Origin of the sequence: Amycolatopsis albispora (assembly GCF_003312875.1) — a bacterium.
Classification (GTDB): domain Bacteria; phylum Actinomycetota; class Actinomycetes; order Mycobacteriales; family Pseudonocardiaceae; genus Amycolatopsis; species Amycolatopsis albispora.
The window spans coordinates 4,921,310-4,934,816 of sequence record NZ_CP015163.1; the positions used below are offsets into that span (position 1 = coordinate 4,921,310).

Annotated in this window: 12 protein-coding genes and 1 pseudogene; 3 read left to right on the forward strand and 10 right to left on the reverse strand. The window is 70.7% G+C overall.

Annotated elements, in window-relative coordinates:
- Position 1: 1 nt before the first annotated feature.
- The 4 genes and pseudogenes from A4R43_RS23145 to A4R43_RS23165 form a co-directional block, all read right to left on the reverse strand.
- Complete coding sequence (locus tag A4R43_RS23145) at positions 2-1,615, reverse strand: carboxyl transferase domain-containing protein (RefSeq protein WP_113694257.1); 1,614 nt, start codon at positions 1,613-1,615, stop codon at positions 2-4.
- Between the two features lie 324 nt (positions 1,616-1,939).
- The gene (locus A4R43_RS44915; protein WP_472240953.1) at positions 1,940-2,794 is read right to left on the reverse strand and encodes a polysaccharide deacetylase family protein; all 855 of its coding nucleotides are present in this window, start codon (positions 2,792-2,794) and stop codon (positions 1,940-1,942) included.
- 51 nt (positions 2,795-2,845) lie between these two features.
- A pseudogene (locus A4R43_RS43410) lies at positions 2,846-3,814 on the reverse strand (glycoside hydrolase family 10 protein); the annotation flags it as partial.
- A gap of 267 nt (positions 3,815-4,081) precedes the next feature.
- Positions 4,082-4,885, reverse strand: coding sequence for an SGNH/GDSL hydrolase family protein (locus A4R43_RS23165; protein WP_113694258.1), 804 nt, complete (start codon positions 4,883-4,885; stop codon positions 4,082-4,084).
- A 165-nt stretch (positions 4,886-5,050) separates the two neighbouring features.
- Between A4R43_RS23165 and A4R43_RS23170 the strand changes: the two genes are divergently transcribed.
- Complete coding sequence (locus tag A4R43_RS23170; protein WP_162788564.1) at positions 5,051-5,638, forward strand: SACE_7040 family transcriptional regulator; 588 nt, start codon at positions 5,051-5,053, stop codon at positions 5,636-5,638.
- A gap of 66 nt (positions 5,639-5,704) precedes the next feature.
- Positions 5,705-6,193 (forward strand): hypothetical protein, encoded by a 489-nt coding sequence (locus A4R43_RS23175; protein ID WP_113694259.1) that lies wholly within the window; start codon positions 5,705-5,707, stop codon positions 6,191-6,193.
- Between the two features lie 14 nt (positions 6,194-6,207).
- On the opposite strand, the gene metX is transcribed toward A4R43_RS23175, so the two are convergent.
- The 3 genes from metX to A4R43_RS23195 form a co-directional block, all read right to left on the reverse strand.
- Complete coding sequence (gene metX, locus A4R43_RS23180) at positions 6,208-7,290, reverse strand: homoserine O-acetyltransferase MetX (RefSeq protein ID WP_113694260.1); 1,083 nt, start codon at positions 7,288-7,290, stop codon at positions 6,208-6,210.
- The gene (locus A4R43_RS23185; RefSeq protein ID WP_113694261.1) at positions 7,287-8,585 is read right to left on the reverse strand and encodes a bifunctional o-acetylhomoserine/o-acetylserine sulfhydrylase; all 1,299 of its coding nucleotides are present in this window, start codon (positions 8,583-8,585) and stop codon (positions 7,287-7,289) included. The genes metX and A4R43_RS23185 overlap by 4 nt, the downstream gene beginning before the upstream one ends.
- A 637-nt stretch (positions 8,586-9,222) precedes the next feature.
- On the reverse strand, positions 9,223-9,609 hold the full coding sequence (locus A4R43_RS23195) for a VOC family protein (RefSeq protein ID WP_113694262.1): 387 nt from the start codon (positions 9,607-9,609) through the stop codon (positions 9,223-9,225).
- Between the two features lie 53 nt (positions 9,610-9,662).
- Between A4R43_RS23195 and A4R43_RS23200 the strand changes: the two genes are divergently transcribed.
- Complete coding sequence (locus A4R43_RS23200) at positions 9,663-11,216, forward strand: helix-turn-helix domain-containing protein (RefSeq protein ID WP_113694263.1); 1,554 nt, start codon at positions 9,663-9,665, stop codon at positions 11,214-11,216.
- On the opposite strand, the gene A4R43_RS23205 is transcribed toward A4R43_RS23200, so the two are convergent.
- From A4R43_RS23205 to A4R43_RS23215, 3 genes are read right to left on the reverse strand one after another with little or no spacing between them, the layout of a single operon-like run.
- A complete protein-coding gene (locus A4R43_RS23205; protein WP_113694264.1) occupies positions 11,189-11,623 on the reverse strand; it encodes a pyridoxamine 5'-phosphate oxidase family protein in 435 nt (144 codons plus the stop codon). The two genes, A4R43_RS23200 and A4R43_RS23205, sit on opposite strands and share 28 nt — an antisense overlap.
- The gene (locus A4R43_RS23210; protein ID WP_113694265.1) at positions 11,620-12,489 is read right to left on the reverse strand and encodes an LLM class flavin-dependent oxidoreductase; all 870 of its coding nucleotides are present in this window, start codon (positions 12,487-12,489) and stop codon (positions 11,620-11,622) included. The genes A4R43_RS23205 and A4R43_RS23210 overlap by 4 nt, the downstream gene beginning before the upstream one ends.
- Complete coding sequence (locus A4R43_RS23215; protein ID WP_113694266.1) at positions 12,486-13,385, reverse strand: zinc-binding dehydrogenase; 900 nt, start codon at positions 13,383-13,385, stop codon at positions 12,486-12,488. Before A4R43_RS23215 ends, A4R43_RS23210 begins: the two co-directional genes overlap by 4 nt.
- Between the last annotated feature and the right edge of the window lie 122 nt (positions 13,386-13,507).

The following is a 13,507-nucleotide window of genomic DNA, read 5'->3' on the forward strand; positions in this document are numbered from 1 at the left end:
ATCACATCCGGAAAACGCCGTAGGAAACATCTTCGAGCGGCGCGTTGGCCGCCGCCGAGAGCGCGAGGCCGACCACCGTGCGGGTGTCCGCCGGGTCGATCACGCCGTCGTCCCAGAGCCGCGCGGTCGAGTAGTAGGGACTGCCCTGCTCCTCGTACTGCTCGCGGATCGGGTCCTTGAACGCCTCTTCGTCCTCTGTGGACCACTCGCCGCCGCGGCCTTCGATCGCGTCACGCCGGACCGTGGACAGCACCGACGCGGCCTGCTCACCGCCCATCACCGAAATCCGGGCGTTCGGCCACATCCACAGGAACCGCGGTGAATACGCGCGCCCGCACATCGAGTAGTTGCCGGCGCCGAACGAGCCGCCGATGATCACCGTCAGCTTCGGCACCCGCGCGCAGGCCACCGCGGTGACCATCTTCGCGCCGTGCTTGGCGATGCCGCCGGCCTCGTAGGCGCGGCCGACCATGAAGCCGGTGATGTTCTGCAGGAACAGCAGCGGGATCGAGCGCTTGTCGCACAGCTCGATGAAGTGCGCGCCCTTCATCGCGGACTCGGCGAAGAGCACGCCGTTGTTCGCGATGATGCCGACCGGGTGACCGTGCACGTGCGCGAACCCGGTGACCAGCGTGTTGCCGTACTCCTTCTTGAACTCGGCGAACCGGCTGCCGTCGACGATCCTGGCGATCACCTCGCGCACGTCGTACGGGGTGCGCGAATCGGTCGGCACCACGCCGTAGAGCTGCGCCGGGTCGACCGCGGGCGGCTCGACCGGGCGCACCTCCCACGGGCGCGGGCTGCGCGGGCCGAGCGTGGACACGATCGAGCGGACGATGCGCAGCGCGTGCGCGTCGTCGGTGGCCAGGTGATCGGTGACGCCGGACTGGCGGGCGTGCACGTCGCCGCCGCCCAGTTCCTCGGCGGTGACCACCTCGCCGGTCGCCGCCTTCACCAGCGGCGGGCCGCCGAGGAAGATGGTGCCCTGGTTCCGCACGATCACGGCTTCGTCGCTCATCGCGGGCACGTAGGCGCCGCCCGCGGTGCACGAACCGAGCACGGCGGCGATCTGCGGGATGCCGCGGGCGGACATGGTCGCCTGGTTGTAGAAGATGCGGCCGAAGTGCTCGCGGTCCGGGAAGACCTCGTCCTGGCGCGGCAGGAAGGCGCCGCCGGAGTCGACCAGGTAGAGGCACGGCAGGTTGTTGTGCAGCGCGACTTCCTGCGCGCGCAGGTGCTTCTTCACCGTCATCGGGTAGTAGGTGCCGCCCTTGACCGTGGCGTCGTTGGCGACGATCACGCACTCGCGGCCGGACACGCGGCCGACGCCGGTGATGATGCCGGCGGCCGGTGCCTCGTCGTCGTAGAGCCCGGTGGCCGCCAGCGGGGACAGCTCCAGGAACGGCGAGCCGGGGTCGAGCAGCGCGTCCACCCGATCGCGTGGCAGCAGCTTGCCGCGTTCCACATGCCGGATGCGCGCCTTCTCCGGGCCGCCCAGCCGGGCCTGGCCGATCCGCTTGCGCAGGTCCTCGGCCAGCTCGGCGTGGCCGGTGGCGTATCGGGCGTAGTCCTCGCTCCGCGGATCGGCGGAACTGCTCAGCACCGGGGTGTCCATGGCTCCTCGCGACAGGGGTTAGCGGTCGTTAACACCAAGCTCGATGTTAGCGACCACTAACCTCACTGTCCAGCGCGCGGCCGCCGTCCACCAGCTTCCAGGAGAACCCGCTCCCGCGCGCGGCGACGACGGCAGTCCGACACAGGAAGCCGGGCACAACGGGCGGGCACCAGCCACACTCCCCCTTCCCCATCCCGGTCCCCAGCCAAAAACACGGCGGAGGTTTGCTTGTCAAGGCATCTTTCCCGCCTTGACAAGCAAACCTCCGCCGTCGTCACAATCAGGCGCCGGGTTGGGGCCCAACCCGGGCCCAAGCCAACCCGATCAGGGCGTGCTGCAGCTGACCGCCGGTGCCGCCCACTGGCCGTTCGCCATCACGGTGAAGCCGAAGGTGGTGCTGGCGTTCGCGGCCAGCTGGCCGTTGCCGTTCGGCTTCATGGTCATCACGTTGCCGCTGCTGTCCCAGCTCGGCGTGCCGTTCCACGTCGCCGACACCTTCTGCGGCGCGGTCACGGCGACCGTCGCCGTCCAGCTGCTGATCGCCGACGCGCCCGCGGTGATGGTCACCTGGCCGTTGAACCGGTCACCCCACTGCTGGGTGCGCTGATAGGTCGCGGTGCACGAGGTGCCCGGGTTGCCGTCCGACGGCGCGACCGCCTGGCCGGTGGCCGTCGAGATCATGCCCGCGCACAGGTTCCGGCTGGCCAGCCCGGCGGCGATCTGCGGGATCGCGTTGATCGTCGACTGGTAGCCGTCGTGCATCAGGATCACGCCACCCGGCTGCACCTGCGCCGCGGCCTGCACGATCTGGCTGGTGCTCGCGCCGTTCCAGTCCTGCGAATCGACCGTCCAGAGCACCTCGGTCAGCCCGAGCTGCGCCTCGACCGACTTGAGCGTGCTGTTCGTTTCGCCGTACGGCGGGCGGAACAGCTTCGGCGTCTCGCCCGTCGCCTGCTGCAGCACCTGCTGGGTCTGCGACAGCTCCGAGGTCATCTGCTGCGCCGACAGCTGCGTCAGGTGCGGGTGCGACCAGCTGTGGTTGCCGACCCACATCCCGGCGTCGCGCTGGCTCTTCGCCAGCGCGGGGTTCTGCTGCACCTTGTTGCCGACGTTGAAGAAGGTGGCGCGCAACCCGGCCGACTTCAGCGCGTTGACCAGCTGCGTGGTGGTGCCGCTGATCGGCCCGTCGTCGAAGGTGAGCCCGACGTACCCGGCCGAGCAGCTCGAACCGCCCGGCGCGCCGCCGTTGAGCGCACTGAGCACCGCGTCGTACGCGGGCTTCTTGGTGCCGTTGCCGTTGAACAGCAGCGGGGTGTCGTTCGGGCGCCACGAGTCGGTGTCGCGAATGCCCCACACGGTGATGCCGTTGCAGCGCGGCACCGCCAGGCAGTCCTTCACCACGTTGGCGTAGGTGGTCGGCGAGGCGCCCTGGATGTCCAGCTCGGTGATCTGCACGTCGACCCCCAGCGCGGCGAAGCTCGACAGGGTGGTCCGGTAGTTCGACGGGTACGGCGAGCCGCTGTTCAGGTGCGACTGGAAGCCGACGCAGTCGATCGGCACCCCGCGGTTCTTGAAGTCCTGGACCATCCTGTACACGGCCTGCGTTTTGGCGTGCGTCCAGTCGTCGGTGTTGTAGTCGTTGTAGCAGAGCTTCGCGCCGGGATCGGCCGCGCGCGCCGCCTTGAACGCGGCCTCGATCCAGTCGTTCCCGGTGCGCTGGAGGTTCGAATTGCGGCGGGCGCCGCTGCTGCCGTCCTCGAAGGCCTCGTTCACCACGTCCCAGGCGACCACCTTGCCCTTGAAGTGGGTGGCCACCTGCGTGACGTGGTTGAGCATCGCCTGCCGCAGCGGCGCGCCCTCCATCGCCTGCATCCAGCCCGGCTGCTGCGAGTGCCAGGCCAGCGTGTGCCCCCGGACCTGCATGCCGCGGCTGCGTGCGTGGTTGACGATCTGGTCGGCCGCGCCGTAGGAGAACTGCCCCTGGTTGGGCTCGGTCGCGTCGATCTTCATCTCGTTTTCGGGGGTGACGCTGTTGAACTCGGTGTTGAGGATGCCCGTGTAGGTGGAATCACCGAGCTTGTTGGCCGCGACCGCGGCCCCGAAGTACCGGCCGCTTTCCGCGGCCGAAGCACCCAGCGTGGTCCCGGCGCTCGCCACGCCGGGCAGCACCACGGCCAGCGCGCCGAGCAGGCCGGTCATCCCGGCCACCGCCGTGAACCGCGCGCGTCTGCGCCGCCTGCCGGCGTCGATGACAGCAGTTTCGGACATCACTTCCTCCAAGGGTTCCGAAATTTTCGGTACAAATCTTGAAGCTTTCGGCAGCTAACCACAGAAACTTGCGTGGTCAAGCCAGTCAAACCCAGATGGAGCAAGAAGTCGTTCGCTCGAAATTTTCGACAGCAGGGCATGAAAAAGCCGGAGGGGTCAGTCGTGCAGGCGACTGACCCCTCCGGCGATCCGGCGAACTCAGCCGGCGGCCGCGGTCAACGCGGCGAGGTAACCGAGCTTCTGGCCGTTCGCGGTCGGGTGGTACGACTCGTCCACCGGCCAGGTCAGGCTGTGCAGCCAGCGGTCGGCCGCGCAGATCTCGTGCCCGGTGAACACGCCGCGCACGTCGACGAAGGTGAACCCGGCGCTCCTCGCCCTGGCGGAGGTGACCGAAGCGAGCGCGTCGGCGCCGGAGTTGATCGCCGCGCGCTTGACGTCGCTCAGGCCGACGTTGCACGAACCCGGCACCTTGTAGAAGCGCGGGTAACCGAGCACGTACACCTTCGCGTTCGGCGCCTTCTGCTTGATCTTGGTGTAGACGCCGTTCAGCAGGCCGGGCAGCGTGCTGTTCACGTAGTCCTTGGCTTCCTCGACCCGGTCGACGCAGGCCTGGTCGGAGCCGAGGGTGCAGTCGGTCATCACGTCGACGAAGCCCGCGTCGTTGCCGCCGACCGAGACGGTGACGACGTTGGTGCCCGCGGCGACCTTGTCCAGCTGGCTGAGCACGTCCGGGGTGCGCGCCCCAGAGCAGGCGAGGAAGTTCAGCGAAGCGCCGTTGGCACTGGCCCACAGCTTGGGATAGGCGTTGGCACTGCGCTTGCAGGAGCCCGAGTCGCCGTAACTGCCGGCGCCGAGCCCGGAGGAGTAGGAGTCGCCGAGCGCCACGTAGTTCGTCGCGGCCGACGCGGGGATCGTGAAGCCGAGCAGGGCGAGACCGGCGACGATGGCCACGGTCAGTGCTCGCCAAACGGGCAGGGTCGATTTTCGGACGGACGAGACCATCGTCACTCCTTAGTGAGCCCCCAACGTGAAAGAAGAAGTACCACGTGGGAAAAGCACGAAGGAAGCACGCATTTGCGACGTAACCCGAGTGGCCTAGCCCAAAAGTCGCGCGCCCGGTTTGCCCCGTTGTTAGCGATCGCTAACCTGCTGCTCTACGATGGGCTGATGCCAGCGCACCCGACCCCGCTCGTGCACGGCGAGAAGGCCAGCAGACGCGAGCAGATACTGGCCGCGGCCGCCGAACTGTTCGCCAGGCACGGGTTCCACGGCGTGGGGATCGACGACATCGGCGCCGCCGTCGGCATCTCCGGTCCCGCGCTGTACCGGCACTTCCGCAGCAAGGACGCGATGCTCGGCGAGATGCTGGGCTCGATCAGCCGCTACCTGCTCGACGGTGGCAAGGAGCTGGCCGAGCACCGCACCGGCACCGACCTGCTCGGCGCGCTGGTGAAGTTCCACGTGGACTTCGCGCTCAGCCAGCCCGCGCTGATCACCGTGCAGGAGCGGAACCTGGCCAACCTCACCGACGCCGACCGCAAGCAGGTTCGCGCGCTCCAACGCCAGTACGTGGAGTTGTGGGTGGACGCGATCAGGGCGACCGTGCCCGAGGTCGGTGAAACCCACGCCCGGTCCTCGGCACACGCCGTGTTCGGCCTGATCAACTCGACCCCGCACAACCGCTATCTGGCTGACGAGGAACTGGCCGAGCTGCTCGAACGGCTGGCGCTCGGCGCACTCCGCGCGGCACGGTGACGGACGGCTCCCGATACTCACCGGGGAGTGGTCCCAAAGGCGGCCGTGCTGGTGTTTGATAGGCACGTGCAGCCCGACAGGAGCGAGGACGAGCACCGGCGGCTCGTGGAAAAGGCGCAGCGCGCGCTGGTGGCGATGCGGTTCGGCGAGGACGCGGACGCGCTCGACCAGCTGGCGCCCGCCAGCGTCGGCCTGCCCGAGACCAGAGAGCTGATGCTGCTGCTCTTCGGTGAGTGCAGCGCGATGGTGGCCACGCTCGGCGACGGCGGGACCGCGCCGGTCAAGGTGCAGGTGTTCGACGAAGCGGGCGAAGAGGTCTCCATCGACCAGGCCGACCCGCCGGTGCGGACGGCGGTGCGGACGCTGCTGGCCGAGGTGCACGGCAACAGCGAAGCCGCGCAGGAGCAGCTGGAAATCGCCCTGTCGAGCGCGGCGCCGGAGGAGGTCGACAGCCTGGTGCTGCAGGCACTGCGGTGGACCATCCGGCTCTCCACCGAATGCCTGGAGCGGGACCTCCCGGTCACCAGCTGGATCTCCGAGGCACTGGCCGACTAGGCCCTGCGCCCGACCTACGTCAGTAGCGGCTTCAGCAGGGCGGCGACCTGCGCGGTTTCGATCAGGAAGGCGTCGTGGCCGTACGGCGAGTCGATCACGGCGGACTCCGCGCCACGGATGCCCGCCGCCAGCTCGGCCGGTTGCGCCGGCGGGTAGAGCCGGTCGCTGGAGATGCCCGCGGCGACCGTCCGCGCGGTGACCCTGGACAGCGCCGCCGCCACGCCGCCCCGGTTTCGTCCCACATCGTGCGAATTCATCGACCGGGTCAGCACCACGTAGCTCCCCGCGTCGAAGCGCGCCGCCAGCTTCGCCGCGTGGTGGTCCAAATAGGACTCCACGGCGAACCGGCCGTCACCCTGCGGGGTACGCCCGAAGCGCTGGGCCAGTTCCGTTTCACTGCGGTAGGTGACGTGCGCGATCCGCCGCGCCACCCCGAGGCCGAGGTCCGGACTCTCGCCGGTGCCGTGGTAGTCACCGCCGTGCCAGTGCGGATCCGCGGTGATCGCGTGCAGCTGCGGCGATGCCCAGGCGATCTGGTCCGCCGAAGTCGCCGCCGGCGCCGCGAGCACCAGCAGCGAAGCCACCCGTTCCGGGTACCCGGCCGCCCATTCCAGCGCCCGCATCCCGCCCATCGACCCACCCAGCACCGCCGCCCACCGCGCGATGCCGAGTTCGTCGGCCAGCACGGTTTCCGCGGCGACCTGGTCGCGAATGGTCAGTGCCGGGAACCGGCTGCCGAAGGCCCGGCCATCCGGGTCCACTGAGGACGGTCCGGTCGAGCCCTGGCAGCCGCCCAGCACGTTCGGCGCCACCACGAAGAACTCGTCGGTGTCGAGCGGCCGCCCCGGCCCCACCAGCGCGTCCCACCAGCCCGCGGTCGGGTGACCGTCACCGGCCGGGCCGGCGACGTGGCTGTCACCGGTCAGCGCGTGCTCGACCAGCACCGCGTTCGACCGGTCGCCGTTCAGCGTGCCCCAGGTTTCGTACGCCAGCGAGAAACCGGGCAGCACCCCACCGCCCTCCAGCCCGAACGCACCGGGATGGGTGACCCACCGGCGACGGCCCGGTGGATCACCCTCGCGCCAGGCACCGGTCACAGAGCCGCCTTGGCCGCCCTGAACCCGGCTTCCAGATCGGCCTTCAGGTCCTCGATGCCCTCCAGGCCCACGGCCAGGCGCACCAGGCCGGGCGTCACACCGGACGCGAGCTGCTCCTCCGGCGACAGCTGGCTGTGCGTGGTGCTCGCCGGGTGCACGATCAGGCTGCGCACGTCGCCGATGTTCACCAGCTGGCTGTGCAACTCGGTGCCGTCGACGAACTTGCGGCCAGCCTCGACCCCGCCACGCAGGTCGAACGACAGCACCGCGCCCGCACCACCGGGCAGGTACTTCTGGGCCGCCGCGAAATGCGGCGACGACGGCAGGCTGGCGTAGTAGACCTTCTCCACCTCGTCACGCCCTTCCAGCCACTCCGCGAGCGCCTTGGCGTTCGACACGTGCCGCTCGACCCGCAGCGACAACGTCTCGATCCCTTGCAGGATGAGGAAACTGTTCAGCGGCGAAATCGCGGCGCCGGTGTCGCGCAGCAACTGCACACGTGCCTTCGCGGCGTACGCGCCGGGGCCGAGCGCCTCCCAGTACCTGAGCCCGTGGTAGCTCGGGTCCGGCTCGGTGAACCCCGGGAACTTCACCGGGTCCGCGCCGAAGTCGAAGGTGCCGCCGTCGACCAGCAGCCCGGCGATCGTGGTGCCGTGGCCGCCGAGGTACTTGGTCGCCGAGTGCACCACCACGTCGGCGCCGTGCTCGATCGGGCGCAGCAGGTACGGCGTGGGAATGGTGTTGTCCACCACCAGCGGCACCCCGGCTTCGTGCGCGGCGTCCGCGACGGCCCGGATGTCGAGCACGTTGCTGCCCGGGTTCGCCAGCGTCTCGGCGAAGAACAGCTTGGTGTTCGGGCGGACCGCGGCCTTCCACTGCTCGATGTCGTCCTGGTCGTCGACGAAGCTGACCTCGATGCCGAGCTTGGGCAGCGTGTGGTGGAACAGGTTGTAGGTGCCGCCGTAGAGCGACGGGCTGGAGACGAAGTGGTCGCCCGAGTTCGCCAGGTTCAGGATCGCCGCGTTGGTGGCCGCGGTGCCCGACGCGAAGGCCAGCGCCGCCACGCCGCCTTCGAGCGCGGCGACGCGCTGCTCGAGCACGTCCTGCGTGGGGTTGTTGATCCGGGTGTAGATGTGGCCCGGTTCGGCGAGGCTGAACAGGTCGGCGCCGTGCTGGCTGTCGCGGAAGACGTAGGAGGTGGTCTGGTAGATCGGTGTGGCTCGCGCGCCGGTGGCCGGGTCCGGCACGGCGCCGGCGTGGATTTGCTTGGTTTCGAAGGACCAGCCGTCGGTCATCGTTCGGCTCCTCGCGGGCTCTGGGGGAATTGCCCCGAAGCTAGCCACCGCCCGCGCCTCGCCCAACCGCCTCTCACGACCTGGGAGCCGGGTACCCCATCGGGCGTACGCCGCGAAGCCGCTCTGGACACGACGACGAGACGCCGGTACGCGGCGATCCTGGACCGCATGACCAGGCTGCGTCCCCACACCCGCAAGTGGCTGCTGTTCACCCACGTCGTGGCCTCCGTCGGCTGGATCGGCGTGGAACTGTCCATCATGGTGCTCGGCGCGGTCGGGCTGCTCAGCGACGACACCGCGGTGGTGCGCGGGGTCCAGCTCAGCGCGGGCACGCTCGGCGAGATCTTCTACCTCCCGGCCAGCCTGCTCACGCTGGTTTCCGGAATCGCGCTGAGCCTCGGCACGAAATGGGGGCTGGTGCGTTATTGGTGGGTGGTGGTGAAAATCGCCATCACGCTCGCGCTGACCATCGGCGGCAATCTCGCGGTGGTGCCGAAGTTCGCCGACGCCGCCGATCTGGCCGCACGCGGCGAATCCATCGGCGGTACCGACGTCATGCTGGTGACCGCGATGAGCGCCGGGCTGACCCTGCTGCTGATCGCCACGCTGCTGTCGTTCTTCAAGCCCGGCGGGAAGATCAGCGCTGGACGAGCGGGAACCGGTTCCCGTCGGGGTCGGCGAACATCGACCACCAGCCCCACGGCTGCCGCGACGGTTTCGCCGGGAATTCGACGCCCTTCGCCGACAGTTCTTCGTAAGTACTGACGAGGTCGTCGGCGTAGAAGAAGAAATTGGTGTTGGGCCGTTCGCCGCCGACCTCCCAGCGTCGTTTGTCCTCGGGTGACGGGCTGAGCACCAGGGTGGTTTCACCGTCCGGAGTGGTCACTTCGAGCCACCGCTCACCCGAATCCCCGTAGGGCTCGTCGATGGCCACCGAAAACCCGAGCAGCTCGGTCCAGAAGTGCTTCGCGCGCTGCTGGTCGTCCACGCCGACCACGATCTTGCTGACTCCGCGAACTGACATCGGCCCAGTATCGTTCGCCGTGCCGCGGGCGCGCCAGTCGATACAGTTCACCCATGGCGTCGGTGCGCACGGTGGTCGACCGGGTGGGGCCCACGCTGCTGCACGCCTTGCTGCTGCCCGACGAACCGCCCGCCGTCGCCGACGTGGTGATCGCCGAACCGGGGACGCCGGGGCACCTCGCCGCCGGTGACCTGGTGCTCGCGGTGGCGGTGACCAATCCGGCGGACGCGGTGACCCTGGTCCGCTGCTGCGCGGAGAAGGGCGCGGCCGCCGTGCTGTTCAAGCCGCCGCTGGCGGCGAAGCCCTCGGTCAAGCGGGCGGCGAAGTCGGCGGACATCGCGTTGATCGAGGTCAGCGCGGCCACCTCGTGGGCGCAGCTGGTGTGGCTGCTGCGGACCGTGCTCGACGCGCTGACCGACGAGGCGGAGGCCCCGGAGAACGGCGGCGACCCGGGCGGCGGCGACCTGTTCCGCCTGGCCGACGCGGTGGCCGCGGTGGTCGACGCGCCGGTCACCATCGAGGACACCAACTCGCGGGTGCTGGCCTACTCGGCGCGCCAGGACATCACCGACCCCGCGCGCGTGTCCACCATCATGGGCCGCCGCATCCCGGACGACGTGCTGGCGCGGTTCCGCTCGCGCGGGGTGTTCCGCGAACTGTCCCGCGGCAGGCAGACGATCTTCGTGCCCGAGCAGCGCGACGGCACGCTGCCGCGGCTGATCGTGCCAATCCGGATGGGCGGTGAGCTGCTCGGCTCGATGTGGGCGGTGGTGCGCGGGCCGGTGTCCGACGAGCGGGCCGCGGCCTTCGCCGACGCGGCGCCGGTGGTCGCGCTCCACCTGCTCCGGCGGCGGGCGCACGCCGACGCGCAGCGCCGGGCCAGCGCCGAGCTGCTGCGCGCGGTGCTGCAGGGCCAGGCCAGCCCGCGCAAGGCGGTCGCCGAACTCGACCTGGCCGAGGTCCCCCATCGGGTGGTGGTGATCGACACGCCGGAGGACGGCTCCCGCAACGCCGAGGGCAGCAGGCTGGCCTTGCTGGAGCGGATCTCCAGCGGGATCGGGTGGCGGCCGGTGGCCACCGAGCTGGCCGGACTGCTCTACGCCGTGGTCCCCGACGGCGACGCCTGGGCCGAGCTGCGGGAGGTCCTCGCCCAGACGAAAACCAAGCGCGGCGCGCCACGGGTCGCCGCGGGCGGCGCGCGTGAGGTGGCCGACCTGGCGCGGTCGCGGACGGAGGCCGAGGAGGCGTTCGGCCTGCTGCGTGCCGGACTGGTGCCGGGGCGCGTGGTCACCTTCGACGAGGCGTGGACCGCGCTCGCCCTGCACCGCGCGGCCACCGCCGCCGGCGCCGCGAAGGTGACCGAACTCGGTCCCCTGCAAGCGATCCGCGCCTACGACGACGACCACCGCACGGACTACACCGACACCCTCTACGAATGGCTGCGCAACCCCGGCGACCCGCGCGCGGCGGCGCGGGCCCTGCGGATCCACCCGAACACCCTGCGCTACCGCATGCGGAAACTGGGCGAGCTGGTGCCGATCGATCTCGACGACCCGGACGTGCGGCTGGCCCTGCTCACTCAGCTGGTCGCACTGCGGTGGGCCTGATAACTGAGATCGACCGCCCGCAGGGACGACGGCCGCACCCGCAGCCAGCGGCAGCGCGCGTCCTCGTACAGGTAGGCGCGGAACCGCTGGTCCCAGCGGGTTTCGTCGTCGCCGAGGTAGCGGCGCAGCTTCCGCCTGCCCCGTGCAACGTCGAACGGCAGCAGCTCCGCCTCACCGCGGGCGACCACCTGGCGCACCAGCCCGGTGTCCAGCTCGCAGACGTCCACCACCAGCGCCAGCACCGGATCCGCGGCGACCAGTTCCGGCAGCCGCGACCACGGCCCGGTGAGGATCCAGAAGGCCCCGTCCTCCCAGAGGTACCAGGTGGGCCGCACGCTCGGCCCGGCCGCGGCGACCCTGGCGGTCAGCGGCCGGGCCAGGAAGGCGTCGACGTCGAACGGGCTCACCGCAGCAGGCCGGCGACTTCCCCGAGCAGCTCGATCTGCTCCGCGCGGTTGCCGGTGAACGGCATCGCGGCGATCCGGCCGACCCCGGCGTCGGCGTAGGCGGCGAGCCGTTCGGCCACCTGCGCCGGGTTGCCGGTCACCACCGCTTCCCGCGCCTGCGCCTCGGTCAGGCCGTAGCCGGTCAGCGACCGGATCTGCGCGTCGAGCACCGGCGACGGCACCGACCCCACCGCGAGGCTGATGTTGACCGTGATCCCCGGCGCCGGGCGCCCGTGTTCCGCCGCCAGCTCGGCCAGCCGCTTGCCCTGTTCCGCCAGCCACGACGGGGCGGAGAAGGCCGGGAACCACTCGTCGCCGAAGCGGGCCACCCGGCGCAGCCGCCCCGGCCCGGCGGCGACGATCAACGGCGGCATCTCCGCACCGGGCGCCAGCGCGAACTCCACACCGTCCACAGTGGCCGGTTTGCCCGTCACCAGGTCCGGCAGCACCTTGAGCGCCGCCGTGGTCCGCTTGCCGCGCTCGGCGAACGGCACGCCCGCCGCCCGCCAGCCGAGATCGCCGTGGGCGTCACCACCGGTGCCGACGCCCAGCAGCACGCGGTTGCCGGACAGCCCCTGGAGCGTGGCGATCTGCTTCGCCACCCAGGCCACCGGCCGCAGCGCCACCACGAGCACGCCGAAGCCGACCTTGATCCGCGTGGTGGCGGCCGCCGCCGCGGTCAGCGCGACCACGCTGTCGATCCGCGGTGACGCGGTGATCAGGTGGTCGCCGACCCAGACCGATTCGAGGCCGGCGTCCTCGGCCAGCCGCGCGTGCGTGACAAATGAGTCCACAGTGGACCCGTCGAGGTAGACCCCGAGCTTCACCGGACCTCCAGCAGGGTTTTGCCGAGCGTGGCCCGGCTTTCGATGGCCGCGTGCGCGTCGGCGGCGCGGTCGAGCGGGAAGCGCTGGCCGATCACCGGCCGCAGCCGCCCGGCCGCGGCCTCGACCAGCGCGCGGTGCGCGAGCACCGGCATTTCCTCCGGCTTCGCCAGCGGACCGCTTTCCACGCGCACCCGCCGCTCCGCCGCGTCGTCGAACTCGGCGGCCTGGCCGCTGGCCTGGCCGAACGCGAACATCCGCCCGCCCGGCCGCAGCGCCTCGAAGGCCGCGCGGCCGATCTCGCCGCCCACGCCGTCGAACACCACGTCCACCGGCGGCGCCCAGCCCGCTTCGCGGTAGTCGACCGTCACGTCGGCGCCGAGTTCCTTGGCCAGCGCCAGTTTCTCCGGTCCCCCGGCGGCCGCCACCACCTCGGCACCGGCCGCCTTGGCGAGCTGGACGAGGAGGCTGCCCACCCCACCGGCGGCCGCCTCGACCAGCACGCGTTCACCCCCGGTCAGCTCCGCCGCGCGGCTGAGCATCAACGCGGTCCGCCCGTCCGCGAGCAGCGCCACCGCCTCGTCGAGGCCCAGCCCGTCCGGCACCTCCAGCACGTTCCCCACCGGCGCGACCGCCCGCTCGGCGTACCCGCCGGACCCCCGCAGGCTGCTCACCACGCGCTTGCCGTCCAGCATCCCGCCGACCCCGTTGCCGGGGATCACCGGCGGCTTCACCCGGAACGGCCCGAAGCCGGTGCGCCGGAACTGCGTCTCGACGTAGGTGATGTTCGCGAACGCCACGTCGATCAGCACTTCTCCCGGTCCGGGCACCGGCTCCGGGGCCTCCCCCGCGACGAGCACCCCCGGCTCGCCGAACTCCCGCATCCATACGGCTCTCATGCCGCTCACTCTGCGATCTCCAGTTCGGTGGAGGTCAAGAGCTGTGCCGCGAAAACCACGAAGCGGGGTCAATCCTGTCCCGTCAGCACGATGACACCGCCGTCCGAGTGCTTCACCGTGAA

Coding starts and splice junctions, on each gene's coding strand:
- A4R43_RS23165 (WP_113694258.1), bottom strand. CDS start 4,885: ATGGTCTCGTCCGTCCGAAAATCGACCCTGCCCGTTTGGCGAGCACTG.
- A4R43_RS23195 (WP_113694262.1), bottom strand. CDS start 9,609: ATGTCAGTTCGCGGAGTCAGCAAGATCGTGGTCGGCGTGGACGACCAG.
- A4R43_RS23215 (WP_113694266.1), bottom strand. CDS start 13,385: ATGAGAGCCGTATGGATGCGGGAGTTCGGCGAGCCGGGGGTGCTCGTC.
- A4R43_RS23145 (WP_113694257.1), bottom strand. CDS start 1,615: ATGGACACCCCGGTGCTGAGCAGTTCCGCCGATCCGCGGAGCGAGGAC.
- A4R43_RS23200 (WP_113694263.1), top strand. CDS start 9,663: ATGGCGTCGGTGCGCACGGTGGTCGACCGGGTGGGGCCCACGCTGCTG.
- A4R43_RS23185 (WP_113694261.1), bottom strand. CDS start 8,585: ATGACCGACGGCTGGTCCTTCGAAACCAAGCAAATCCACGCCGGCGCC.
- A4R43_RS23170 (WP_162788564.1), top strand. CDS start 5,051: ATGCCAGCGCACCCGACCCCGCTCGTGCACGGCGAGAAGGCCAGCAGA.